Origin of the sequence: Amycolatopsis sp. DG1A-15b, assembly GCF_030285645.1 — a bacterium.
GTDB lineage: Bacteria > Actinomycetota > Actinomycetes > Mycobacteriales > Pseudonocardiaceae > Amycolatopsis.
The window spans coordinates 1,754,793-1,780,834 of record NZ_CP127296.1 but is presented as its reverse complement, the minus strand read 5'-3'; the positions used below and the strand labels follow the sequence as shown (position 1 = coordinate 1,780,834).

At 67.5% G+C, this 26,042-nt stretch carries 16 protein-coding genes and 6 pseudogenes; 10 read left to right on the top strand and 12 right to left on the bottom strand.

All coding sequences use genetic code 11. The features are described 5' to 3' along the window. Nucleotides 1-24: 24 nt before the first annotated feature. The 3 genes and pseudogenes from QRY02_RS08285 to QRY02_RS08275 form a co-directional block, all read right to left on the bottom strand. Nucleotides 25-1,827, bottom strand: a complete 1,803-nt coding sequence (locus QRY02_RS08285) for an ABC transporter ATP-binding protein (RefSeq protein ID WP_285990905.1) — start codon at nt 1,825-1,827, stop codon at nt 25-27. A 101-nt stretch (nt 1,828-1,928) separates the two neighbouring features. Then, nucleotides 1,929-2,108: pseudogene (locus QRY02_RS08280) on the bottom strand (MbtH family protein); the annotation flags it as partial. Beyond that, nucleotides 2,105-9,481 (bottom strand): annotated as a pseudogene (locus tag QRY02_RS08275) (amino acid adenylation domain-containing protein); the annotation flags it as partial. The pseudogenes QRY02_RS08275 and QRY02_RS08280, both read right to left, overlap by 4 nt. A gap of 625 nt (nt 9,482-10,106) precedes the next feature. Between QRY02_RS08275 and QRY02_RS08270 the strand changes: the two are divergent. The 3 genes and pseudogenes from QRY02_RS08270 to QRY02_RS08260 all read left to right on the top strand — a co-directional run bounded on the left by QRY02_RS08270 (nt 10,107) and on the right by QRY02_RS08260 (nt 12,257). Then, the gene (locus QRY02_RS08270; RefSeq protein WP_285990903.1) at nt 10,107-11,069 is read left to right on the top strand and encodes a hypothetical protein; all 963 of its coding nucleotides are present in this window, start codon (nt 10,107-10,109) and stop codon (nt 11,067-11,069) included. A 25-nt stretch (nt 11,070-11,094) separates the two neighbouring features. Next, entirely contained in the window at nt 11,095-11,604 is a 510-nt protein-coding gene (locus tag QRY02_RS08265) for a hypothetical protein (RefSeq protein WP_285990902.1), read from the top strand. 38 nt (nt 11,605-11,642) lie between these two features. Continuing rightward, a pseudogene (locus QRY02_RS08260) lies at nt 11,643-12,257 on the top strand (transposase). Here the strand turns inward: QRY02_RS08260 and QRY02_RS08255 are convergent. Next, the gene (locus QRY02_RS08255) at nt 12,238-12,576 is read right to left on the bottom strand and encodes a hypothetical protein (protein WP_285990901.1); all 339 of its coding nucleotides are present in this window, start codon (nt 12,574-12,576) and stop codon (nt 12,238-12,240) included. The pseudogene QRY02_RS08260 and the gene QRY02_RS08255 sit on opposite strands and share 20 nt — an antisense overlap. A gap of 71 nt (nt 12,577-12,647) precedes the next feature. On the opposite strand from QRY02_RS08255, the pseudogene QRY02_RS08250 reads away from it, so the two are divergent. Further along, nucleotides 12,648-12,802 (top strand): annotated as a pseudogene (locus tag QRY02_RS08250) (IS30 family transposase); the annotation flags it as partial. 45 nt (nt 12,803-12,847) lie between these two features. Here the strand turns inward: QRY02_RS08250 and QRY02_RS08245 are convergent. Then, nucleotides 12,848-13,364, bottom strand: a pseudogene (locus tag QRY02_RS08245) (transposase); the annotation flags it as partial. Between QRY02_RS08245 and QRY02_RS08240 the strand changes: the two are divergent. The 4 genes from QRY02_RS08240 (at nt 13,275) to QRY02_RS08225 (ending at nt 15,590) form a co-directional block, all read left to right on the top strand. Further along, nucleotides 13,275-13,577 (top strand): hypothetical protein, encoded by a 303-nt coding sequence (locus QRY02_RS08240; RefSeq protein ID WP_285990900.1) that lies wholly within the window; start codon nt 13,275-13,277, stop codon nt 13,575-13,577. The pseudogene QRY02_RS08245 and the gene QRY02_RS08240 overlap by 90 nt on opposite strands. 577 nt (nt 13,578-14,154) lie before the next feature. Continuing rightward, on the top strand, nt 14,155-14,469 hold the full coding sequence (locus QRY02_RS08235) for a hypothetical protein (RefSeq protein WP_285990899.1): 315 nt from the start codon (nt 14,155-14,157) through the stop codon (nt 14,467-14,469). A gap of 34 nt (nt 14,470-14,503) precedes the next feature. Then, nucleotides 14,504-14,998, top strand: a complete 495-nt coding sequence (locus tag QRY02_RS08230; RefSeq protein ID WP_285990898.1) for a hypothetical protein — start codon at nt 14,504-14,506, stop codon at nt 14,996-14,998. Between the two features lie 103 nt (nt 14,999-15,101). Continuing rightward, a complete protein-coding gene (locus QRY02_RS08225) occupies nt 15,102-15,590 on the top strand; it encodes a hypothetical protein (RefSeq protein WP_285990897.1) in 489 nt (162 codons plus the stop codon). Nucleotides 15,591-15,819: 229 nt separating this feature from the next. On the opposite strand, the gene QRY02_RS08220 is transcribed toward QRY02_RS08225, so the two are convergent. Continuing rightward, complete coding sequence (locus QRY02_RS08220) at nt 15,820-16,560, bottom strand: hypothetical protein (RefSeq protein WP_285990896.1); 741 nt, start codon at nt 16,558-16,560, stop codon at nt 15,820-15,822. Nucleotides 16,561-16,666: 106 nt separating this feature from the next. On the opposite strand from QRY02_RS08220, the gene QRY02_RS08215 reads away from it, so the two are divergent. Then, entirely contained in the window at nt 16,667-19,774 is a 3,108-nt protein-coding gene (locus QRY02_RS08215; RefSeq protein WP_285990895.1) for an ATP-binding protein, read from the top strand. A gap of 124 nt (nt 19,775-19,898) precedes the next feature. After that, nucleotides 19,899-20,873 carry an ArsR/SmtB family transcription factor gene (locus QRY02_RS08210; RefSeq protein ID WP_285990894.1) on the top strand — a complete coding sequence of 325 codons (975 nt, stop codon included), beginning with the start codon at nt 19,899-19,901 and terminating at the stop codon, nt 20,871-20,873. Nucleotides 20,874-21,007: 134 nt separating this feature from the next. Here the strand turns inward: QRY02_RS08210 and QRY02_RS08205 are convergent, their stop codons facing one another. The 6 genes and pseudogenes from QRY02_RS08205 to QRY02_RS08180 all read right to left on the bottom strand — a co-directional run bounded on the left by QRY02_RS08205 (nt 21,008) and on the right by QRY02_RS08180 (nt 26,034). After that, nucleotides 21,008-21,400, bottom strand: coding sequence for a hypothetical protein (locus QRY02_RS08205; protein WP_285990893.1), 393 nt, complete (start codon nt 21,398-21,400; stop codon nt 21,008-21,010). A gap of 22 nt (nt 21,401-21,422) precedes the next feature. Next, nucleotides 21,423-21,968: a hypothetical protein gene (locus tag QRY02_RS08200; protein ID WP_285990892.1), complete on the bottom strand. Its 546-nt coding sequence runs from the start codon at nt 21,966-21,968 to the stop codon at nt 21,423-21,425. A gap of 108 nt (nt 21,969-22,076) precedes the next feature. After that, a complete protein-coding gene (locus QRY02_RS08195; protein WP_285990891.1) occupies nt 22,077-22,490 on the bottom strand; it encodes a hypothetical protein in 414 nt (137 codons plus the stop codon). Nucleotides 22,491-22,511: 21 nt separating this feature from the next. Then, nucleotides 22,512-22,883, bottom strand: a complete 372-nt coding sequence (locus QRY02_RS08190; RefSeq protein ID WP_285990890.1) for a hypothetical protein — start codon at nt 22,881-22,883, stop codon at nt 22,512-22,514. Nucleotides 22,884-23,403: 520 nt separating this feature from the next. Next, nucleotides 23,404-24,404: pseudogene (locus tag QRY02_RS08185) on the bottom strand (IS481 family transposase). Between the two features lie 277 nt (nt 24,405-24,681). Further along, a complete protein-coding gene (locus tag QRY02_RS08180) occupies nt 24,682-26,034 on the bottom strand; it encodes a hypothetical protein (protein WP_285990889.1) in 1,353 nt (450 codons plus the stop codon). Nucleotides 26,035-26,042 lie beyond the last annotated feature (8 nt).

Sequence of the window (26,042 nt, the reverse complement as noted above, 5' to 3'; positions counted from 1 at the left end):
TGGGGTGCGATGGCCGTTATACGCCTAACGCGCGTGCACCGCACGGATCAGGCCAGCCACTTCGTCGTGGGAACCCATTGCCGCGACGCGGCCTTCGGCGAGCACGATGACGCGGTCGGCAGCTTCGATGGTCGCGGCTCGGTGCGCGATTACCAACAGCGTGCACTCGGTGGTGATGTGCCGGAGCGTGCTGAGGAGCACTGCCTCGTTGGTGGGGTCGAGGTGCGCGCTGGGTTCGTCCATGAGCAGCAGCTGTGGTCGGGGAAGCAGGGCACGGGCGATGGCGACGCGTTGCCGCTCACCACCGGAGAGCAGGTCGCCGTGCTCCCCGACGGGGGTGTCCAGACCGGCGGGCAACCGGTCGAGAAGATCTGCCAGGCCTGCCAGTTCCACGGCCCGTCGGATCTCCGTGTCGGTAGCCTTGGGCTTGCCATAGGTGATGTTCTCTCGCAGGGTGCCGTGCATGATCGGTGCGCTCTGCTCGACCAGGCCGATCGCCGCCCGGCACTCGTCCACGCCCACCTGCCGCACCACGTCTTGCCCGTCGAGCAGGATCCGCCCCGCGGTGGGGTCGTAGAAGCGGGCGATGAGCGCAAAGATGGTCGACTTCCCTGCCCCGGAGGCACCGACCAGCGCGACCTGGCTGTGGCGCGGCACCGAGAAGGACACGTCGCGCAGCACCGGTCGGTCCGGCTCATAGGCGAAATCGACGTGGTGGAACGCGATCGCAGGCGTCCGCGCGTCGACCGGTGGCCGGTTGACCGGTCGCGCGACGGGATCGGCCAGCACGTCGGCCTCGGTCGGCAGCTGGGCGACATCCTCGATCCGCTGCAACGCCGCCAGCCCTCGTTGCAGCATCGCGAACACCTCGAACAGCCCGGCCATTGGCTCCGCGATGTAGGTGACGTAGAGAAGGAATCCGACCAGCTCGGCCAGCGACGCCTCGCCGCCGGCCACGCGCAGGCCGCCTACCACGAGCACGGCGATCATCGAGCCGTGTACCGCCAGGGTCATCGCGGGCTCGACAATGGCGTTGCGCCGCGCCGCCGCGACGCTGTCGTGGTAGGCCTTGTCGGCCAGGCGCACGATGCGGTCGCGCTCGCGGTCCTCGGCCCGCAGGACGCGGATGGTTCGGATCGCCGACAGCGCACGTTCCAGCTCGGCGCTCATCCCGCCGAGGCTGTCCTGGGCGTCTTCTACCGATCTGCGGATGCCTCTGAGCAACAGGAGCGTCAGCCCACCGGTGACCCCGACGATCCCCGCCACCACGAGGAAGAGGACGGGGTCGAGCCAGATCATCAGAGCGATGCCGCCCACGGTGACGAACGAGCTGACCGTCACCTCGACGAGATCGTAAGCGAGTGCGTCCCGCAGCACAGTGGTGTCAGCGGCCACTCGCGTGATGAGGTCGCCGAGCCGGTGCCGCCGGTAGCGGCTCATCGGTAACCGCAGCATCCGGTCCACGATCCGCCGGCGCAGTCCCAGCACGATACCGTCGCTGGTGCGTTCGAGCAGGTAGTGAGCCACCGCGGACACTGCGGCCTCCGCGATGAACACAGCTGCGAGCAGTGTCAGCCACCCGCCGTACGCACCGCCGCGCGAGAACGCGTCGATCGTCCCGTTGGCCAGCAGCGGCTGCGCCAGTCCCAGCGCGCCACCGGCCAGCGACAGTGACATCGCCCTGACCAGGACCGCGCGATGCCCTTGCGTCGACCGCACGAGATCGCGCCACCCGGCACGCGGCGCGCCGCCGGGTTCGTCGGTCGCCGGGTGGCCGTCGCTTTCTCCGGGACTCTCGCCTTCGGCTCCCCGGCGGCTACTCAGCACAACCACGTTCTAACAGGCACAGAACCTCACCGCACCCCGGCTCCTCCGCGATCACCCCTCCGGCCTCGGATCCCTTTGTCGCCCGCGGAACCGGGCGTGCCCTCGGCCAACGACCTCGGTCGCATATCGGTCCACACCTCGTCGACATGGGCGCTGCACTCCTGCTCGGTGCCGGTGGTCCCGTCGGGCCGCCACCCGGCCGGCACGGCGTGGTCGGCGGGCCAGAGAGAGTACTGACCCTCTTCGTTGACGAGTACCTGGTAGGCGATGTCGTCCTTCACCGAACGGCTTCCTTTCCCTGGGTGGCGGCGAACCCCGATCGACCGGTACCGACCTCGCGCGCCAGGTCGGCGATCGTCGGCCTGCCGAACACGTCCCTGATGTTCAGGGGGAGACCGGCGCGTCGAGCGTGCGCGACGACCTGGACGCTGAGGAGGGAGTCGCCCCCGAGGGCGAAGAAGTCGTCCGTGATCCCCACCCGCTCCACGCCGAGGACTTCCGCCCAGATCCGAGTGAGGGTCTCCTCGATGGCCGTGCGCGGTGCCAGGTAATTCGTCGTGGGGTATTCCGCCGAGGGCAGCGCGCGTCGGTCGAGCTTCCCGTTCGTGGTCGTCGGCAGCGCGGAAAGGGTGACGAACGCCGACGGGACGAGGTAGTCCGGCAGGCTCGCGGCCAGCGAGGTGCGCAGATCCGGCGCCGGCTCACCGACCAGGTACGCCACCAACCGCCGCTGACCCGGCTGGTCCTCGCGGACGACCACCGCGACCTCGCGGATGCCCGGCTGGCGAAGGAGGGCCGCCTCCACCTCGCCGGGTTCGATCCGGTAACCGCGAATCTTGACCTGGTCGTCGGCTCGGCCGACGAACTCCAGCTCACCCTCGGAGTTCCAGCGGACGAGGTCCCCGGTGCGGTACATGCGTTCACCCTGCTCCCCGAACGGGCACGCCACGAAGCGGGACGCCGTGAGCCCCGGGCGGTGGAGATAGCCACGGGCGAGCTGACTGCCCGCGAGGTAGAGCTCCCCGGGCAGTCCTACCGGGACCGGTTGCCGGTTGGCGTCGAGCACGTACGCCCGCGTGTTCCACAACGGCCGTCCGATCGACGGGTGGTCCCCGCAAATCCGGGTGTACACCGCGTCGACCGTGTATTCGGTCGGCCCGTAGAAGTTGTACGCGGTCGTGTGGGGCAATCGGGCGAGTTGTCGCCACAGCGCCGGGTTGATCGCCTCACCGGCGACCATCAGGTTCGCCGGGTGGTGGCGGTCCGCGCCGAACAGGCCGGCGTCGATCAGCTGCGGCAGGTACGAAGGCGGCACGTCCATGAAGTCCACGCGCCGCGCGTCGACGTAGTCGACGAGGGCATCGGGATCCAGCCGGGTCGCGTCGTCGATCACATGGAGCTCATGACCGCCGGCCAGGAACACCAGCCCTTCCAGGGAGGCGTCGAAGGAGAACACGGCGGTCAGGGCGGCCCGGATCCGCCGATCGGCGGGGAAGAGCTGGGCGTGGTCGAGCGTGACATTCACCAGGTTCCGGTGTTCGACCACCACACCCTTGGGCCGCCCGGTCGAGCCGGAGGTATAGATGACATAGGCGGCGTGCTCCGGGCGAAGGGGCGAAAGCCGGTCGGATGGGGCCAGGTCACGTCCCGGGAAGCCGGTCGTGTCCGGGAGGGAGTCCAGCACGAGACACGGATCGGCGTCGCTCAGCATGAAGGCCACGCGCTCGGCCGGCAGGTCCCGGTCAACCGGAAGGTAGGCGCCTCCCGCCTTGAGCACGCCGAGGATCGCCACGACCACGTCGGCGGACCGGGGCAGCATCAGCGCCACCAGCCGCTCCGGCCCCACCCGCCGCTCCACCAGGTAACGGGCCAACCGGTTGGCCCGGCAATTCAGCTCGGCGAAGCTCAACGCCTGATCGCCGAAGACCACGGCGGTCGCCTCCGGCGTCCGCGCCACCTGCGCCTCGAACACCGCCGGGAACGCCACATCCGGCACGTCATGCGCCGTGGCGTTCCACTCCACCAACATCTGGCGCAGCGTCGCCGCCGGTATCCAGGAGAGCTGGTCGACCCGCCGGTCGGGGTGGGCGGCAATCTCTTCCAGCAGCCGGGAGAGCCGCTCCGACATCCGCCGCACCGTCGACTCGTCGAACAGCATCGGGTCGTAGGCGAGTTTGAGGTTGATCCGTCCGTCGACGTGCGCGGTCAGGGTGAGCGGCAGGTTCGTGGTGTCCACCGCCTGCACTTCGGAGACGGAGATGGCGGCGAAGTTCGTCTCGTCGACCGGGTAGTTTTCGAATACCACGATGCTCTCGAAGAGTGGCAGACCGGCAGGCAGGTCGCTCCAGGACCGGATCGTGGACAACGCGACGAAGTCGTGGCTCCGCGAGCGGCTCTGCGCCGTCTGGAGGTCACGCAACCATCCGGCGATGCGCTGACCGCCGTCGACCCGGATACGAGTGGGCACGGTGTTGATGAGCATACCGACCATCGACTCCACCCCGGCCAGGTCGGCCGGTCGGCCGGAGACGGTGGTGCCGAAGACGACGTCGGTTTCCCCGCTGCAGCGCGACAGCAGCAACGCCCAGGCCCCCTGGATCAGGGTGTTGACGGTCAGCCCGTTCCGCCGCGCCATCTCCCGCGCCTCCCAGGCGTCGAGACTGATCTCGACGGCCGCGGTCGACTCGGTGCGATGCGCCTCCTGCGGCCGCCGGTCGAACGGCAAGGGGGTCGGCGTGTCGAACCCCGCGAGCACCGTCTGCCAGTGGTGCCGCGCCGCCGCGGCGTCCTGTTCGAACAGCCAGCGCAGGTAGTCGCGGAACGGCCGCCGGGCCGTAAGGGCGGGTGCCTCACCACCGACGATCGCGGCGTACTGCTCGTAGACATCGCCGAGCACCAATCCGGTGCTCCAGCCGTCCAGCAGCACGTGGTGCGAGGTCCACGTCATCTCGACCCGGTGGGCGTCCAACGCGGTGATGGCCAGGTGCATCAACGGAAAGGTGTTCAGGTCGACGACCGAGGGTTCGGGCCGTGCCTGGTCGTAGTCGACCGGCACGGTCACCCGGCGGTGGACCACCTGGACCGGCTCGGGAAGGTCCTGCCAGACGATCCGGCTGCGGAGCACGGGCGTGCGGTCGACGACCTTCTGCCACGCCTCCCCGAGGGCACGCGGGTCGGTGACGCCGTCCAGCACCAGCGTGAATTGGTTGACGTAGGCGAGCGGGTCCACCAGGCCGTGGAAGACCATGCCCGCTTGCAGGGGCGTGAGCGGGTAGATGTCCTCGACGTCGAAGCCGTCTCGGACGAGGGCGTCGACTTCGTCTTGGGTAAGCCGGACGAGCGGGAAGTCCGACGGGGTTCGCCCGCCGGAGCCCGGTTCCAGGCAGTGGCGGATGATCTCGCGCAGTGTTGCGACGAGGTCGTCGGCGAGCCGCTGGATGGTCGCCTCGTCGTGCACGTTGGCGAAGTACTGCCACGTCAGTTCGAGTTCGTCGTCGTCGACCGAGCCGATGATGTCCACAAGACTGTCGCCGGTCAGGCCAGACTCCTGCTCCGGGCTGACCGGGTCGAGCCACCGCTGGACCAGGCCGGTGCCGTGGCCCACGCCGTTCCACTGCCCGAGGTAGTTGACGGACACCGGGGGCAACGGGTCCGTCAAGCCTGCCCCGGGCCTGAGATACCGCAGCGCCTCGTAGCTGAGCCCCTTGCGCGGCACGGCGTGGAGCTGCTCCTTGACGCTCTTCAGGATTCGGCTCCAGCCACCACCGGGGATGTCGAGCACCACGGGGAACTGGCTGGTGAACCAGCCGACGGTGGCGCTGAGGTCCTCACCGGGCAGGACTTCCTCGCGGCCGTGGCCTTCCAGGGTGATCCACACCCGGTCGCGGCCCGTCCAGCGCGCCAGCACGACCCCGACCGCGCTCAGGAGGATGTCGTTGACCTGCGTGTGGTAGGCATCCGGCACCTCGCGCAACAGCGCACTGGTCTCCGCTTGCCCCAACCGCGAGGTGACGGATCGAACCGACTCGGCGGTGTTCTCCCCGCCACGGTCCACTGGCAGTGGCGGCGCGGCCGGGATGCCCCGCCAGTGCGGGAGGTCGTCGTCGAACCCGCCGGCGCGGACCCACTCGTCGAGCCGACGCGCCCAGTGCGTGAAGGGCGTGCCGGTGTGTTCCAGGACGTCCGCCCGGTAGGCGGCCTCCAGGTCATCCAGGAGGATCCGCCACGAGACACCGTCGACGACGAGGTGGTGGATGGTGAGGAACAACCGTGGGCGCGGCCCGCGAAACAGCACGGCACGCAGCAGCGGCCCGCGCTCGACGTCCAGGCTCCGTTGCGCGGCCAGTGCCTCCTCCGGTTCGGTCCCGGCATCCGGCACGACCCGGAAGACCGCCGCACTCCCCCGCTCGAGCACCACCTGGGACCAGCGGTCCCCGCCGCGGGTGAAGCACGTCCGGAGGGCTGCGTGGTGGTCGACGACGGTGTGCAGCGCCTCGCGTAACCTGCCCTCGTCCACATCCGCGGTCAGCTCCACGAACATCGACATCGTGGTGTACCGCTGGGGGTCATGGGTGGCGAAGAACCACTCCTGGATGGGGGTCAGCGGTGCCGGGCCCGTCGCCGGTGGGTCCGCCGGCTGCGCGACCGCCACCGCGGTCGCGGTCAACGCGAGGTCGGCGACGGTCTGGTGCTGGAACACGTCGAGGGACGTCAGGTGGAGACCCGCGCGCCGGGCGTGGGCGACGACCTGGATGCTGAGAATGGAGTCGCCGCCGAGGGCGAAGAAGTTGTCGGTGACACCCACCCGTTCCACCCCGAGCACCTCGGCCCAGATCCGGGCCAACGCGTCCTCGGTGGGCGTGCTCGGTGCGATGTACTCCTTCGCGGCGTAGTCCGGCGGGGGCAGCGCGCGCCGGTCGAGCTTCCCGCTCGGTGTCATCGGCAACGACGGAAGCGTGACGAACGCCGATGGCACGAGGTAGTCCGGCACGCTCGTGGCCAGGGACGTGCGCAGGTCCGGCGGCGGATCACCGACCAGGTACGCCACCAGCCGCTTGCGGCCCGGCCGGCCCTCCCGGACGACGGCCGCGGCCTCGCGGATGCCCGGCTGGCGCAGCAGGATCGCCTCCACCTCGCCGAGCTCGATCCGGTAGCCGCGGATCTTGACCTGTGCATCGGCCCGGCCGACGAACACCAGGCGCCCGTCCGCGCCCCAGCGCACCACATCCCCCGTGCGGTACATGCGCTCGCCCGGTTCCCCGAACGGACAGGCCACGAACCGGGAGGCGGTGAGACCCGGTCGGTCGAGATAGCCGCGGGCGAGCTGACCACCTGCGAGGTAGAGCTCCCCGGGCACGCCGACCGGGACGGGCCGCAGGCTGGTGTCGAGCACGTAGGCCCGGGTGTTCCACAGCGGTCGCCCGATCACGGGTTCGTCACCGGTGATCCGGCACCACACCGCGTCGATCGTGCACTCGGTCGGGCCGTAGAAGTTGTAGCCGGTCGTGGCCGGCAGCCGGGCGAGCTGCCGCCACAGCGCCGGGGGGACGGCCTCGTTGCCGACGATGACGTGACCTGGATGGTGACGACCCTCGTCGAACAGACCCGCCTCGACCAACCGGGGCAGGTACGACGGGGGCACGTCCACCAGGTCGACCCGCTGCGCGTCCACGTAGCCGACCAGGGTCGTGGCGTCCATGCGCGTGGCGTCGTCGAGGACGTGCAGCTCGTGGCCGCAGGCCAGGAGTACCAGACCTTCCAGGGATGCGTCGAAGGAGAACACGGCCGTCAAGGCGAACCGGAGCGGTTTCCCGGACGGGAACAGGCCGGCGTGATCGCAGGTGAGGTTCACCAGGTTCCGGTGTTCGACCACGACCCCCTTGGGTTGCCCGGTCGAGCCGGAGGTGTAGATCACGTAGGCGGCGTGCTCCGGCCGGAGGTGGCAACGCCGGTCGACGTCGGCCGGATCACGGTCGGGATAACCGGTCGTGTCGGGCAAGGAATCCAGCACGAGGCGCGGATCGGCGTCGCTCAGCATGAAGGCCACGCGCTCGGCCGGCAGGTCCCGGTCGACCGGAAGGTAGGCGCCTCCCGCCTTGAGCACGCCGAGGATCGCCACGACCACGTCGGCGGACCGGGGCAGCATCAACGCCACCAGCCGCTCCGGCCCCACCCCGCGATCGATCAGATAGTGCGCCAGCCGGTTCGCCTCACGATTCACCTCGGCGAAGCTCAGTCGCCGGTCGCCGGAAACCAGGGCCGTCGCCTCCGGCGTGCGCGCCACCTGCGCCTCGAACACCGTTGGAAACGCCACGCCCGGCACGTCGTGGGCCGTGGCGTTCCACTCCACCAAAACCTGGCGCAGTTCGGAACTGTCGCACAACGGCAGCTCCCCCACCGGCCGCCCTGGATCCAGCGAGATCGCTTCCAGCAGGACGCCCAGGTGCCCGGCGAGCAGCTCGATCGTGGCCGCCTCGAACAAGCCGGTGCTGTACTCGACCACGCCGTTCAGGCGTCCGTCGGACTCTTGGAACTCGAAGACGAGATCATGGGTCGTGGACACCACCGGCAGCTGGACCTCCTCCACCCGCAGGCCGGGCAGGTCCACGCCCCCTTCGGGCGCGTTCTGCAACGACACCAGCACGTCGAACAAGGGTGTTCGGCTAGCGTCCCGCACGGGTTGCACCGCCTCGACCACGCGCTCGAACGGCGCCGCCTGGTGCGTGAAAGCGTCCAGCACGGTGGCGCGGACCGCGCGGAGCAGTTCGTCGAACCGTTGTGCCGGATCGATCCGCTGACGCAGCACCAGGGTGTTGACAAAAAACCCGACCAGGCCGGCCAGCTCGGCTCGATCCCTGCCGGAGGTGACCGTGCCGACCGCGACGTCTTCCTGGCCGCAGGACCGCCCCAGCAGGACCTGGCACGCCGCGAGCAACGTCATGAACAACGTACAGCCGTGCCGCCGACTGATCGCCTTCAGTGCCTCCGCGACCTGACCAGGCACCTCGAACTCGTACACAGCGCCATCCGAGGTGCGCACCGCCGGACGCGGCTGGTCGACCGGCAGCTTCAGCGACGTCACCCCGGAGAGCTGTCCCACCCAATAGTCGAGGTGCTCTTCCAGAAGTTGTTCCCGTTGCCGCGTCGAGAAGTCGACGTAGCGCATCGGCAACGGCTCGAGTGGCGTGCCCGCGGCGTACAGCGCCCCGAGATCCCGGATCAGCACACCGGTCGACCAGCCATCGGTGATGATGTGGTGCAGCGTCAGGACGAGTACGTGGTCGTCGCGGCCGAGCCGCACCAGGCGCGCCCGCAGCAACGGTCCCCGGCTCAGGTCGAACGGTGTCCGAGCTTCCTCGGCCAGGATTTCGTCCAAGTCACCGTCGGACAGGGGGACGCGCACTTCGTACGGCTCCCCCACGACCTGCATGCCCCGACCGTCCAGCTCGCAAAACGTCGTTCGCAGCGACTCGTGTCGCGCCACAAGCCCCGTCAACGCCCTGTCGAGCGCAGCCAGGTCCAGCACGCCGCGCAACCGCAGTGCGGTCGGGGCAATGTATTCGGCATTTCCCGGCGCGAATTGGTCGAGGAACCACAACCGTTGCTGAGCAAATGACTGGGGCGCCAAGTCCGGATCCGATGCACGTCCTGTCAAATCCACCTGAAAGTCGTCAATAGAAGACACGGCGCAATCCAATCTTGGAACTCGCGGTGGACCACGCTCCCACTCGGATATATCGGCAGCGTAACCAGCAAAAATCATGACCGCAATATGGATCACCAGCTTCCCCACCCATCCGATAAAAGAGCACACTCCCGTGCGTAGCTGCTGATCACTCCCCGTACGCAGACTGCGTCCCAGCGAGATAATGGTGTGACCTCTCTGTCACCTCGACGGCCCAATTGGCCGCCGGCCGCGCACTGCGGACAGTGGAATAAGGCGCCCGCGGAATGCGCGGGGACACACCGCGGACCGTCCCGACACCCTTGACGGATAACTGTTCAAGTGCGGACGGCCAAGTCGGCGGCGAATCCGGTCGTGGGTTTAGTTCACTGCTCGGTGCTCAGCCAGAGCTGCGGCCCGCTGCGTCGGGAGTCCTTACCGGCCAGCCTGTGCCCTTCAGCGAACAGCGAGACCGTCAAGTGAGAACCCCGAATACGGGACGTATCGGAGGAGTGAAAACGCATCCGAGCAAGAAAGGTCGGGGTCGGGCACGGGGTCACCGGCAACCCGCCGACGGGCGGTCGATGTTGTCGCGGCCGTCGTCCTCGGCTCCGCGATGACGCTGGCCCACAGCGTTCCGTCGTGGGCGACCGGCGCGCCCACGACGACCGATCTGGGGACTCTCCCCGGGGACACCCTCGGTGCCGCTGAGGCGATCAACAACGACGGCACGGTCATCAGCGTCTCAGAGGGCGCTTCCGGTGTGCTCCACGCCGTACGGTGGAGCAGTCGCGGCGCCATCCGGGAATTGCCGACCAGGCCCGGTGACACGTCCAGCCGACCCAACGCGATCAACGACGCCGGCACGATCGTGGGCCAGTCGGGCGCCGTCGCCACCTCGCCCACCGCGGTCCGGTGGGACCACGACACGGCGGTGACCAAGCTGACGGCGATGCCCGGATTTCCGGTCAGTGGGGCGTTCGGGATCAACAACCACGGTGTGATCGTCGGCTTCGCCATCAACTCGGCCAACCAGGCCGCGGCCGTGCGATGGAACCCCGACGGCCCGGTCACGCTGTTGCCGCCCCTTCCCGGCGACACGTTCAGTCAAGCCGTAGGTATCAACGACGGCTCGATCGTCGGCGATCCGCCTCCGCGTTCGGCGTCGGTGTTAACGCCGTACGCTGGGGCCGCGACGGTTCGCCGGTCGATCTCGGGGTCCTGCCCGGCGACATCGGGGCGTTGCGGATCAACAACCATGGCACGATCTTCGGAATCGGTGTCACCACGGGCACCCGAAGACGCCGTCATAAGGCTCAGCCTCGCCATCAGTCCAGCGTGCATCAGCATCGTCCACACCCGGCTCAGGGCACTCCAGCTGACGACGCTGCGGACTTACTCGCGCACCTCACCCGGCAAACCCCGTCGGTCGGCACGGCGGCTTCGCCCGACGTTCGTGTCGTTCGATGATCTCGATGGTGTGGCAGACCGCATGTGCGGATGCTCGTCGGTGATCACCCCCACGCGCCATGGTTTGGGGCACCGGGTTCGGGGTACTTGCGCAGTCCGCGCTCATTGATCACCGCAGACCATCGAGGACGAGCATGCCTGAGCCGACCACGCCCGAGCCCCTGCCGGCCGAGCTGCGTGCGCTGGCCGCCGACGCAGAAGCGCTCGCGGCGCGCACCGCGGAGGTGGCCGCCCGACTGGAGACCGCACCCGACGGCCACCTGCAGCGCCTCGCCCGGCCCATTGCGAAGGCGACCCACGACCTGAGCGACTACACCGCCGAGGTTTCCCGGACGGCCGAAGACCTGGCCCGGGTCCGGGTGGCCCGCGACCCCGGCCTGTGCGACGTTCCGTGGGGCGTCTGCCCGGCCCACGGCGTCACGCTGCACTCGAGCGGAGGACGCGCCCGGTGCACCGATCCGGACTGCGCCGGCGCGTGGGACTACGACCGGCTACACACACCCTGTGCCGAGCCGGTCACCGCGGTGGTGACCGACCAGGACGGCGCGACCGCGAGGCTGTGCGCAGCCCACGCGCGGGACGCGAGCGAGCGGCTGGCCGGCTGCACCGTCTCCCGTCTGAACCACCCAGACTCCAACGACTGAACCGGCGCCATCATCGCAGCCGACGGCGTCCGGCTGGTATGCGTGAGGAGGTTTTGACCGACCAGCTGTGGAAGCGGCTCGAGCCGCTCCTGCCGGTGCACCCACGGCGGTTCCGCTATCCCGGCCGCAAGCGTGCCGACGACCGCGCCGCACGGCTCCACGCACCTGCGTGCTCTCAAAGGGCGGACCACACCGGCCCCGGCCCGGTCGACCGCCGCAAGCCCGGCTCGAAGCACCACCTGATCACCGACGCCACCGGCACCCGCTCACCGTGACACTGACCGGCGGTCACCGCAATGACGTCACCCAGCTGATTCCGCTGCTCGACGCCATCCCACCGATCCGCGACGCAGTCGGCAAGCCACTACAGCGGCCGCGCCGGCTCTACGCCGACCGCGCCCACGAGCACGACAAGTACCGCCGCCTGGTCCGCGCCCACGGCATCACCCCGCTCATCGCCCGCCGCGGCACCGACCATGGCTCCGGCCTCGGCACCATCCGCTGGCCGGTCGAACGCACCTTCGCCTGGCTCGAAAACTTCCGCCGCCAGCGTATCCGCACCGAACCACGAGCCGACTCCTCAGCTTGCCTGCTCGGTCATCTGCCTCCGCAAACTCATTCTGAACCGACCTCTTAACCCAGGTTGCAGATGATGGTCTGCTGGGCTGAGCCGGTGTTTCCGACACTGTCGCGGACCGCGACTGTCACGACCAAGACAAAGCTGAAGCACTGTCCGGCGAAAAACGGCTGGGATGCGAACGAGCCGCCGTTCCAGGACTCGACGTACGGGGCGGTTCCACCGGTTGGGCTGACTGAACACACGAAGACACGCCCACCGCCGCAACTGAGGTGTGGCACGACGGTGTCGGCAGGACGTACCGTGGCCGCCTGGGCCGGGAAGGGAGCGACGGCCAGCGCGGCGCCCAGGCTGGCGGCCGCGAACCAACGCGCGGCTTTCTGTTCCTTCGTCATCAGATCCCCCGCCTAGTAGTCCTAGCGCTATTGCGCCACCGCAACCATATATCGGGCGTATGCCGAATAGGAAGCTCAACGGCTTGCTGCGCCAGTACTTCCCGAAGAGCACCGACCTGTCCGTGCACACCGCCGGCGACTTCCGCCGCGTCGCCAGCGAACTCAACCGCCGGCCCCGGGTCGCCTCGGCGACCGCACTCCCGCCGAAGCCATGCGAGAACGGCTCGACAACACCAACAACCGTTCGCAACGACGGGCTGAAACCGCCCGGGTCGAGGGGCCCGTTCTGCCACTCGACCATGCCCTCGATGACCATGTAGGTGATCGTGGAGATCGTCTGCAGGGACACCTCCTCGCCATAGACCTCAGCCAAGTGCGCCGAGATCTCCCCGGTCGTGAGGCCCTTCGCGGCCAGGGAGATCACAATCTCGTCCACGCCGCCCAGGCGTTTCCGCCGCTTGGCCACGATCTTCGGTTCGAAGCTGGCATCCCGGTCCCGCGGCACGTCGGTCTGGACCGGGCGGACGTCGGTGAGCACGGTCTTGGACCGGGTGCCGTTGCGTGAGTTGTCGGTTCCGCGGCCGGCCGGGTCGTGCTTGTCATAGCCGAGATGGTCGACCAGCCGCTTGGTCAGCTGAGACAGCACTCCGCCCTCGCCGGTCAGCGCCAACCCCCCGGCCCCTGGCGTCGCTCACTAGTTGCGCCACGAGCTGCTCGTCGAGGCCGTCCAGGCCGGTCTCGGGCTTCGAGTCCTCAGCGTTCTCCACGCCGGCCATCATGTCGGTCATCAGGTGCACTTCCATGATCGGGAGTTACACCGCTCGTTTACAGTCTCCCTGCAGTCGATGATCGCCTACTGGGTCGGCCGATACGAAGACTCCGTGAAATATGCCGAACAGGGCACCAAGTCCGCAGGCAGAAGCCAGAAGACATCGGCGGTATTGATCGCCTCCGGCCAGGCGTGCCCGCTCGCGGCGACCACCGCGACGTGGTGTCAATAAGCCGGAAGCCGGGCCGTCTTTCTTCGCCATCGTGCCGACCTGCGTGATCCGCATCCGCGATCGATCGCGGACCTGCCACGTCACCGAGGTCCGGGGCAACAACACCCGAACCTACCCTGCGTTCGCCTGGATCAATATCGCTGCCCCTCGAACGGACGCACACCCTCCGGCGCGCTCGGCCAGGCAGGGACAGGGAGGCGGTCAGGTAAGGAGACGGAGAACTTCGGCGAGGATGGGTGAAATGAGGTCGCCGCCAAGGCTTCTGGCGGCGCGTGATGGTGCACGGTCGGCGCCCACAGCTCGTGGCCCGGCGCGTTCACGAACGTAATTCATGCACAGTTCGTTTTCAACACGAATTTGAGGGAATTTATCACGATTCGACGTTGCGCACCGATACTCGTAACAGAGAACGTCGCGAAGTCGACGTATGGGGTACGAAGAAAAAGGTTCAAAAGCTTGGCTGCGGCTGAGACGATGAGCGCATCGACCAGCTCCCAGAAAACCGATATGAGCCCGCAGTGCTCGATCCCCACGATGGCGCCACAACGTCGGAAATCCAGCCCTGAAGGGCATGCACATGCGTACCTTCCGCCAAACCGGCGTCATTGTCCTGATGGCCATCACGTTTTCCGTCACTGGTGTAGCGGTGGCCACGGGGTTCGACGTAGTCGTGGTGACCACGACGGTCGACGGCAAGGCCGGCCACTGGGAACCCGGCCGATCCGCTCCGCCAGCACCGACGCCGGCGATCGAAGCAACAACGCCGTCGGCAACACCCTCGGCGGAGCCGGTCATCCCTGGCATGACAGCCACGACAGCCACGTCGACGAGCAGCACACCCACCGAGGTGACGGCCAGTCCCAGCGAACCGGCACCGACGACCGAACCCTGAGTACCGAGCGCCGGTCAATCCAAGGAGAAGTTCCATGCGTATCAACAACAAGGCCAAGTCCGTCCTCATCATCGCCACTGTCGGCGCGCTGGTGGGAATCGGGGGTTTTGCGGTCGCCGCGTTCGTCCAGGACAGCACCGCAGGTGGCGTGTCGGGCTCCGCTGAGGCGATGGTCCCCGCCACCGTGACCGGCGCGCAGACCGGCACGCTACTGCCCGGCGAAAAGGGCTACGTCACCCTGACCCTGTCCAACCCGAACGCCAACGTGAAGATCAAGCTGTTGACCGTGACCCCTGGTGAGGTCGTGATCGACAGCGTCACCAACCCCGTCGACACGGCCTACTGCCACGGCCAGATCGAGCTGTCCACCGCCGGCGCGAACCCCCTCCTGCCGACCCTGGCCGTGAGCGAAGCGAACTTCCCGTACAAGCTGACCGACGCCGTGAAACTCAAGGACGACACCGACATTCGCTGCCAGGCCATGACCTACCACACGACCTGGACCGCCCAGTTCCAGGCCGTCCGCTAGGCCGGGAACCACCCCCGAACGGACGGCACCAACGGCAATCACGAGACTGCCCCGGCCTCGCGGTTGTCGCACACCATCGATGGATGCGAGAACGGAGAAAACCATGCGCAGTAAGGGGAAGGACAATCCACTGCCGCTCATCCACGCCGCCGTAGTGGCCATCAGTGTCTTCTCGATCGCCGCGGTCGTCCAGTACAACATCGCGAACGGCGCGGCAGGCTCGCCCGAGTCCGTCATCCACGCCACGGTTCCCGGCGCACAAATCGGCGTTCTGCTGCCGGGTGAAACCGCGTACGTCACCCTCACCCTGACGAACCCGCACGCCAACATGAAGACCGAAGTACAGCCCATCTCCGCCGGCGACATCGTCATCGACACCCTCGCGAACCCCGCCGACAAGCCTTACTGCCACGACCAGATCGAACTGTCCACCGTCGGCGCGGACCCCCACCTGCCCACCCTCGCGAAGCACGAGGCCAACCACCCGTACAAAATGATTGATGCCGTGAAGCTCAAAGCCGACACCGACGTACGCTGCCAGGGCATGACCTACCACACCACATGGTTCGTCAACTTCAAGGCCGTCCACTAAACGTGGTGCTGTTGCCGGGTCTGTCCGCTGCTCGACACGCCGCCATGCCAGAGCTTGCCCCAGGAAGAAGGTCGACGCCGTGCGGTTGGTGATCTGCGACCGTGGCCACGGCGGTCAGCCGAAGCCGGGCGGCCACGGGCTGGTCGGCAGCGGCAACGCCTTCGGCGTGCCGGTGATGTTGCCGCTGCCTTCCAGTGCTATTGGCACTTCATGCCGATGCTGCCGTTCGTCAGAGGCAGACACTAATGCCGCCGGCCACGCCATTGGCGCCGCTGACACCGTCGACACCGTTGACGAGGGCGATGACGTCCGTGCCGCCACCGCCGGTGACGGTCCCGGAGTTCCCGACACCGCCGGCACCCAAAGTGCCGCCGGAGCCGCCGGGGCCACTCACACCGGGGAGGCAGCCGTTGCCGCCGTTTCCGCCTGCGCCGCCGTTACCACCCTTGCCACCGGTCACGGTGAGGGTGTCGTCGCCGAGCCCGCCGTTGACGGTCCCGTTGTTACCGACACCGCCTGCGCCGCCCGCACCACCGGGCGCGCCGAGGCCGTTGCCGTTGCCGCCCTTGCCGCCAGTCCCGGCGTTGCCACCGGCCCCGCCGGTGACTTTGATCGCGTCAACGTCGCCACCGCCGGTGACGGTGCCGGAGCTACCGAGACCCCCGGCACCGCCGACGCCGCCTTTACCGCCTGTGCCACCGCCGTGCCCCGCGCCGGAGTTCCCGCCGTTACCGCCTGCGGCACCGAGGCCGCCCAGGACGGTGACGTTGTTCGTGTCGGCATCGCCGGTGATGCTCCCGGAGCTGCCGATCCCACCGACGGCACCTGCACCACCCAGGCCGCCTACGCCACCCGTACCGGCGGAGGGCGCGCCACCGGTCGATACTCCGCCACAACGCTCTGTCGTAAAGATCGTGTTATTGTCCGCCCCTCGACGACGCCTTGAATGCTTCCGTTGCCTGTGGTTCACTAAACAACCGTGCATTGGCCAGAATTAAGGGCTTGGCACGGCACGGAAATGAGCATCGGGTGCACTGCGGCGCTGGGGGGGTACGACGACAGAGGTCGAGTTCCGGGTGTTGGGGCCGGTCGAGCTGTGGGTCCGTGGTGAACGGGTCGGCCTCGGTCCGCGAAGGCAGCAGAGTGTGCTGGCAGCGCTCCTGCTCTCGGCCGGACAGCTCGTGCCCGTGGAGACGCTCATCGATCGTGTCTGGGGGCAGGCTCCGCCGGACAACGTGCGGAACACGCTCTACAGCTACATCGCCCGGCTTCGCGGTCTGCTGCGGCGACACGTGCCTGAGTTCGGCGAGTCGGTTCCTCTGCGGCGGATGACCGGCGGATACATTCTCGACCTCTCCGGCGCGGCTGTCGATCACCTGCGGTTCCGGCAGCTGCTCGAGCTGGCTCGTGATCCGGACATCGGGAACGACAAGCGACGGTCGTTGCTGGATGACGCACTCGGGCAATGGCGTGGCACGCCACTGGACGGACTTGCCGGCGAATGGGTGGACCGCGTCCGGCACCAGTTCGAGCAGCAACGGATAAACGCCGCGGTGGAATGGGCGGCGCTCGAATCAAGAATCGGCAACCACGGTCGCGTCATCGACCGGTTGAGCGAGTTGCTCTCCGAATACCCGCTTGCCGAAGCGCTCATCGGCCAACTGATCCGCACGTTGCACCGCGCGGGGCGCAGCGCCGAGGCACTCGAGTGCTACGCCGCGGGCCGTCGGCGGATCGTCACCGAGCTCGGTGCGGAACCGAGCGCCATGCTCCAGGGGATCCACCAAGACGTCCTGCGCACCACCTCAGTCCCCCGACCGCCGACTCCACCACCACCGCCCCACCGGCCGGAGTGGCGTGGTCTTCGACCACATCTCAACACCCTCATCGGCCGCGATGCCGAGCGCGAACGGCTGGTCCGGCTCCTCGAACAGCACCGGCTCGTGACCGTCACCGGAGTGGGTGGCTGCGGGAAGACCGCCCTCGCGCTTGTCGTGGCGCGCGCTGTCGCCCGGCAACGCGGTGTGGCGGGCATCGCCCTCGCCCTCGCGTCCGCCACCTCGGCAGCGCAGGTCGTGCACATGGCGCGCGCCGCGCTCGGCGGCACGGCCGAGGACAGTGCCGAGGATGCCTCCCTGGTAGCCGTCGAGAACGTGCTGTCAGAACATCCGACCATCCTCGTGCTCGACAATTGCGAGCACCTCGCCGCCGAGATCGCCGAACTGGTCATGCGCCTGCTCGGCCGCTGTCCCGATCTCACCGTGCTCACTACCTCGCGACAACCGCTGAGCGTCTCAGGCGAGGCACTTCTCACCCTGGAGCCGCTGACCGTCCCGTCGCGGGACGACCCCGCCAGCCACACCAACCCGGCCGTCGTGCTGTTCGTCGAACGGGTGCGGAGCTCGGCGCCGTCGGTTGTCATCAAGGAGGAGGACCTGGAGTACATCGCGGAGATCTGCCGCAGGCTCGACGGGCTGCCGCTCGCGCTCGAACTCGTGGCGGCCCGGGCCAGGACGTTCGCCTTCGACGACCTGGTGAACCGGCTCGGGCACAACATGACACTGTTGTTCCGGACGACCACAAGTAGCGTCTCCCGGCACCGGACGTTGGAGGCGACGCTCGACTGGTCCTTCCAGCTGTTGTCCGACCAGCAGCGACGGCTGTTCGCGCGCCTGTCGGTGTTCGCCGCCGGGTTCACGGCAGGAGACGCGGAAGCGGTCTGCGGGTTCGCGCCCCTGGACGAGGACGTGACGGCCGCGACGCTCGCCGCATTGGTCGATCGCTCACTCGTGCAGCCCTACGTCGACGACAACGTGCGGCGCTACCGAATGCTCGAAGTCATCAGGAACTTCGCCGCCCGAAGGCTGGTCGTCTTCGACGAGCACGAGCTCGTCGGACAGCGGCACCTGGACCACCTACTCGCCAGGGCACGGCACATCGACCGGCTGCCGCTCTACCGCCAGCGAGTCACCGAACTGCGTGCGCTCGAAGCCGACGCCGCCAACGTGCGGCAGTGCCTCGAGTTCGGTTTCCGCACAGGGCATCCGCTCGCCGCCGCGGAGATCGTCGCCACGATGTTCGAGTTCTGGCTGCTGAACGACGGCTACCTGACCGAGGGCCGCAGCTGGCTGGACCGGGCGTTGTCGCTGGCGAACCTGGACGAACGAGCCGAAGTGCACGCGTTACTCCGGTTCCACCAGGCGCTGCTCGTCAAGTGGCTGGACGATGAGATACGTGGTCTCGACCTGCTCCGTCCTGTCCTTGGTCAGTTGGCGCGCCACCGCCCCCGCGAGTTCCTCGAAGCCTCTGCCGCGGCGCTCACCGCCAAACAGGCCGTGCTGGATCCGTCCGTGCTCGACGAGGTGGACCCGGCGCTCGCGGCGGCGTCGCGCTCGACGGAGGACGACGACGTTCGCACAGTGTGCAATGCGGCCGCTTCGGTGCTGGTCACCTGGGGTCGTTACGACCGAGCGCTGGCGGTGAGCCTCGAGTACGACCGTCGTGACGACGATCTGGCTGCCTCGTCGCTGGCCGCCGTGTTGACGGTGCGGACCGAGGCCGCACTGGGACACGGCGAACTCGCGACGGCGGCAGAGCTGGTCGACACGCTTACAGAGCTCCTCGACGAGGTCGCGCACGTTGCTGAACTGGACAGCCCGCGCCGCGCGATCGCCGTCTACTACCTGGTGAGTGGACACGTGGAAACGGCACGCCGATTCCTCGACGAGGCGTGGACGTCGCTGAATGCCACGCACCCGCGCCTGGCCCTGCGGTTCACCATGTTGCAGGTCCTCCTCGCCGAGGCGCAGCGGCGGAGCGGCGAGCCGGAGGTCGCGTTACACACCCTGTGCGGCGGCCTGTCCACGGCCACCGGGCGGTCACAGTTCCGCTTCGCGTTCCCGGCCGTTCTGGAGGTCGCGCTGCTCGCGGTTGACCTCGGTGACGTGGCGGCCGGCCGGCAGCTGGCCCTGCGCTGGGACACCACGCGCCGCGAACTCGGGCTGCCTGTCCCGGTCTACCTGGCCGCAGCCGCGGCCGGCACACTCGGTCTGGATGCCACCCGACCGGCCGAACCCACGCGGGAGTGGCGTCCTGACGTGCTCCACACGGTCGTGGCGAGTGCCAGGTCCTGGTGTGCACAAGCCGAGGCGGCCGCTCGACAACCCGATCGGCGAGTTCGGTAGCGCGGTCCGTTCGCCGTCAGGTTCATTCAAGGTTTGCGCAGTGCCGCACGGCCACAATGCCGGTGTCACCGTGCCGACTTCGGGGGGAGCCGGCGACGACATCTGGGGGGCCATGGAGCTACGGATGGTGTTCGAGCGGCAGGACCTGCAACGGGTGCGGTTGGCCGCGGGTGCGGATCCGATGTGGGAGCTGGCGCTCGGTGTCCAGAAATCGCGGGTCCGGCAGCCGCCGCCGCCATTCGTCGGGTGGCGGCAGGAGTGTGACCGGCGGCTCGCCCGCGGCGTTCGCACGGAAGCGATGTCACCGTTGCGGGACCTGGTGTTGTCCCGAGGTGCCTTCCCGGACACCCTCACCCCGCCCGGGCTCGTGGCCGACATCGACGCCGGCTGCGAAGCCGTGTTCTGCACGCCGCGACACCGGCTTCGTGAGGACCTGGCGGCTGTGTTCGCCCAGCGCGTCGTGCCGACGTGGGTTCGCTCGCTGGCGGCGGGCGATCAGGAAATGAAGTCAGGGGTGGTGCGAGCTCTCCGCGCCGCTCACGACCTCCTGATCGCGCCGCACTGGGCCGAGCTGCGCGAAGTGGTCGCCGCGGACCACGCCGTGCGCACACTGCAACTCGCCGGCTACGGCGTGAACGCGCTGCTGGCGAACATCCCCGGGGTCCTGAACTGGGACGGGCGGGTGTTGCGCATGGGCTACCCGGTGAACCGCACCGTATATCTGCGTGGCCGTGGTCTCGTCCTGCAGCCGTCGTACTTCTGCTGGGGCAGCCCCGTCACGTGGATCGACCCCGAGCTGCCGCCCGTGCTCGTGTTCCCGGTGTCGCACCACCAACCACGCCCGGAAGTCACCGTCTCTGCACGCCTGGTGGCACTGCTCGGTCGCACCCGCGCGGAATGCCTGCGCGTCCTGCTCGCACCACGCAGCACCACCGAGCTCGCCGAACGGCTCGGCACGTCCGTCGGCACGGCGAGCAAACAAGCCACCGTCCTGCGTGAGACCGGTCTGGTCACCAGCGATCGGCATGGCGCCGTCGTCCTGCACAGCACCACGTCGCTCGGTCTCGCACTCCTCATCGGCGACGCGACGGAACGGTGACCGGCGGCACCGTCACCCAGTCGCGCCCGGGAGCGTGACGACTTCCATGTGATCAGCGTGGTCGAGAGGGCAGGCGCGCACCGCCCGTGTTGCCGGACGATGCGCGCCTGCCGCGAAACGACGTTTCGCCGACGTCAGTAGGCGAGGTACATGTTCATGTCCAACTGGTCGTCGTGCCCTTCGATCCCGACCTGGAAGTGCGTGCCGTTCTTCACGTTGGTCGCGATCGTGACCCAACTCGTACGGACGGTCGTCCAGTAGTTGCAGTCGCGGGTGTGGTCGACGAAGATGACACAGGCGCTCACCGAGCCTCTCGCCACCTTCATGTTGATGTCGTTGCAGCGGGAGGAGGTCGTGTAACTACCGGACCCTTCCGGGTACAGACCGATGCCGTCGTAGGGAATCGTGATGGCACCGCCGTAACAGGTGGTCGCCGCGACAGCTGTGCTCTCGGATGTCACCACGGAGAACGCCGTCACACCAACCGCTACGGCGAGGACCGCCAATGCTGCGCGTAACTTCATCACAGTGCCTCTCCCCCGGCGCGAATCAGCAGCCGCCGCAGTTGTAGAAGGTGACATCCCAGTGGTTCGACTCGAGGTAGTAGATGTTGCCCGCGCGGGACTCCCACTTGTTCCCGCCGATGGACGTGAAGTTGTTCCGGATGTAGTTGCTGATACAGGTGTTCAAGCTGAAGTCGAGCTTGTAGCCGTTCCAGTGGCTGTAGGTGCCGCTCGCGTGACCCGTCTCGGTGCCGCCCGTGACGTTCAGACCGCAACCACTTGCCGACTTCAGCGTCTGCGCACCCTGGATCGTCGCCAGGTTGACCTGCTCGAACGACGTGCACGTCGAGTTGTTGCGGTCACTGCACCCACCGCTGGACGACCACGTGATGCCTGACGACCTCAGCCGGGAGGTCGCGTCGGCATGGCTGAGCTTGGTCACCAGGATACTGACCGCGCCGGAGTCGGCGGGTGCGGTGACCGGGTCGGACTCCCTCGGAGTGGAGGCCTGCGCGGTGGCACTGGCCGTCAGCACACCGAGGGCGGCGAGCCCGGTGAGAGTAAGAGAAATCAGGAAGCGTCGCACTGTCATTCCTCCAATAGTTTCGAGATCGATTTCCGATCGCGCCATCGGCGCTCGACGCGTCACGGCGCGGCGGTCAGGGTTCGAGACTCATCCGCTGATCATGCGGACGCGGCGTCAGAAGGCCAGCAGGAACTGCACCGTCTGCGCGTCGGTGTCGTAGGCGTGGACGCGCAGACGGAAATGCGTCCCGTCCTTGACATCGGTGGCGACGGTCGCCCATTGAGGACCGAATGTGGAGTAGGTGTTGTTGTGGTTGCACAGGTTCGTGTGATCGACGAACACCACGCAGGCGTCGAGGTACACCCCCGGGATGTCCGTGGTGAGCTTGATGTTGATGTCGTTGCACCGCGAAGTCGTGGTGTAGGTGCCGAACTCCACCGCCGAGGCGGAGTAGTGGTACGTCAGGGACTTCGCCCCGCCGTAGCAGCTCACCGCGGCGGCCGCGGGCTCGGCCGAAGCGGGCGCGAGGCCGCTCAGGCCCATCAGTGCCGCGGCCGCGAACAAGGTTGCCAGGATTTTGCGTGTCATGGGAGATAATTCCTTCACAGGTCAGAAGGCGATCAGGACGGTGGCGTCGTCGCCCTCGAGCGGTACGCCGAGAGGCACGGTGAACTTGGTGCCGTCCAGGACGTCGGTGGCAATGGTCCGCCAACTGCCTTTGTTCACACGGGTCCAGTAGTTGCACCGGCCGGTCTTGGCGAACTTCACGCAGGCGTTGACATACGCGCTGGTCCCCGAGGTGAGCTTGAGGTTGATGTCGATGCACCGGCTCGTGGTCGTGTAGGGACCGAGTTCGAGCGCGTCGCCGTAGTGCGCCGTCACCGCGCCGCCGTAGCAACTGGTGGCAGCGGCCGCGACCGGCGCCGGCGCAAGGAACGACCCCGTGACCAGCAGCGCGGCGGCACCGATGTGAGCGAGCATAGGCGTTCCCTTCATTGGACTTCAGCTGTGCAGCGGCCCGAATTCAGCTGCCCTGTGAAGGCTAGGAAGGCAGGCGGCGTGATCGCACAACGTTTTCGCCTGAAGGAAAGGCGCTGTGGTAGTCAGTCCGCATTCACGAGCCGACTGGCACCAGCACCGCGGTCAGCGGAGATGCGGGATATCGAGTCACGGTTCAACAGCGCGGCGCACATCGCTGACTCCGAGGCCGACGCGGCCAAGCGTGCGTTCACGCGCGACGAGCTGCGGACGCTGTTCGGCTACGTCGATGACCAGGTCCGAGATCGGGCGCCCCCGGGTCGGTGCTAATTGGCCTGTATTCGTTCCAGGATCGCCGCGCGGCGAGCAGCTCGCCGATACGGTCTCCGGAGTCGCGCATCTGCACAGCATCCTCCTTACCGACTAAGCCGCAACACCAGACCCACCAACCACAACACCAGTTACGAGACACCCCTTAGGTCGACGGCTCCGACGCAGTTGGCAAGTAGCCATGGTGTGACTACTAACTGTATGAGGCCATGGCGTTGGTGACGCCGGCGTGGAGCCGGGTGGCCGGCGGCTGGTCTCCGGCGGCGGTGTGGGGTCGACGGTAGTTGTAGTGGATGTTCCAGACGGCCAGGGCTGCGGTGCGGTGTTCTTCGCTGGTCCAGGGGTGGGCGTAGAGGAATTCTTCGGCCAGGATCCGGTTGTATCGCTCGACTTTGCCGTTGTGGCGTGGGGTGTAGGGCGTGATCCGTTGGTGGCGGGCCCCGCGTAGGACGGTAGCGAAGTCTTTCGCGCGGTAGCAGGCGCCGTTATCGGTGACCAGGCGGTGGATGTGGGTGATGCCGTGGGCGGTGAAGAACGCGCGGGCGCGGTGGACGAACCCGATCGCGGTGGAGGCTTTCTCATCAGGCAGGGCTTCGGTGTAGGCCAGGCGGGAGTAGTCGTCGACGGCGGAGTGCAGGTAGGTGTAGCGGGGCCGCTGACCTCGGGCTTTGGTGCGGGCGACCAGTCGGTCCTGGTCGCTGCCTTTGCCGTGGACGCGCCAGCCGCCGCCGTCGGGGATCCGGCCGGTCTTCTTCACGTCGAGGTGGACCATGTGCCCGGGCCAGCGGGCGATGATCCGCCTCGGCTGACGGTTGGTGGCGCCGGTGGGGTCGATGAAGCGGGCCGGTTCAGCCCGAGCTGCAGCAGGTGCCGTCCGACGGTGCGCACGGAGATGGTGATGCCGTCGGCGGCCAGTTCGGTGGCGATGCGGCGGGCGGACCATTTCCGCTGGCGGCGTAGCTGCTCGATTCGGGTTACCACCTGGGCGGGGGTGACGGTGGGCTGGTGGTGCGGGATGCTGGGCCGGTCGAGCAGGCCGGCTTCGCCGTCGCGGCGGTAGCGGTTGACCCACTTGCTGGCGCACTGGCTGGAGATGCCCATCTCCGCGGCGACGTGGGCGATCGGGCGGGTCTGACAACGCGCGACGAGCCGGCGGCGGCCTTCGACAGACAGCGGGGCATTACGGTGGTGCATGGACGGGTCTTTCTGCTCGGCGGACGAGTGGGTCGCACTTGTTATCCTGCCGCTGAAAGACCTGTCCCCCGTCTCAGACCCTCACCCGCGTCACCAACGTCATGACCCGCAACAGCTAACTATCGTCGCCGGCTGAATGGTCGAGATAATTCATCAACGCGGAACTTTGTCAGGCGACGATGTACCAGTCGTGACACAATTGCGCCTCCGTTGATGTACAGCCACAACGCAAAGAGCTCGCCGCAGCAACATCGCCGCGGCGGCCCTCGCCTGAGAATTAGTAGACGATTCCTTGGGTGTCTTTGTTGTCGCCGTTCCAGTCCCCGACTATCGGGTACTCGCTGCCCGGGTCGCCGTTGCCGTATGCGACCGACATGGTAGTTTCAGCAGCGCTGTTCACTTCGCTGGTGCGGAAGTAGTACACGTTGCCCATGCGCACGCCGACGTTGTCCTTGCCGTCGCCGTTCCAGTCGCCGACCAGAGGCGTCGCACCGACGTTGCCGTAAGGCACGACGTGAGTGATCTCGGCGGGGTCGGTGTTGGCAGAGGTGCGCAGATAGAAATTGAAATCACCAGGCTTGTGAACGCCGACGTTGTCCTTGCCATCGCCGTCCCAGTCGCCGATCAGAGGAATATCGCCGGAGTCACCGTAAGCCACCGTGATCGTGGTCTCAGTGCCACTGCTCACCGGACTAGTGCGCAGGAAGAACCTGTTATCCATCCGCACACCCACATTGTCCTTGCCGTCACCATCCCAGTCACCGACCAGCGGAACAGCGCCCGGGTTGCCGTACATGAAGGTGTACTCGGCTGCCCCGGTAGCCGGATTATTACTCACAAAGAACTGCCCACTAGCCGGATCATAAGCGCTGACAGTGTCCAGACCATCACCGTTCCAATCACCCACGATAGGAACCATCGGACTATTCCCATAGTGAACCACCGGACGCGTACTCACCGACGAAGCCGGATCATCCGACAAAAAGAAATCAAACACACCCAAATCCGGCGACCGGGACCACAGTGCGGAGACGAGGAGCTCAGCATCGTGCACTTCACGTCCATACGCATCCGGGTAGGCGGATACCTGGACAGCTTGGCATATCGGTCCGATGCTTCCGTTCATCCATGAGTTGTTCGGGAACTTGCGGAGCATCGCACCAAGGAACGCGTTGGTGGCGTACACGGGGTCGACGAGCTGATACGGAGCACCCCACCCCTGGGACGGGCGCTGCTGAAACAGACCAAGACTGTCATGGTCGACGGCTTCGGTGTAGTTGCGTAGCGAACTCTCCGTGATTGCGGTGGTCACCGCGATGACCGCTGCTCGCTGTGCGAGCCCACGGCTGCGAGTGGTCTCCACGATGACGCGAGCACAGGAGATGTTGTAGGCGCTGACCGATTGGCCAAGGCGGGGACCGTTCATGTGCGGACGGACCTGGTTCGCGACCGTGGTGTCGGCGGCCGTGGCGCCACCCGGTCGGCATTGGGCATAGGCGATGTCCGCGGTAAATTCGTTGGGCCTGGCTCGAACGACCTGATCGTCGCCGGCATAGGCGGGGCCGACCAGTGTGATTGAACCGGCAACTGCCACGGCCAGCACCAGGCCGCGCATGAACACAGTAGTCATATCGGGCT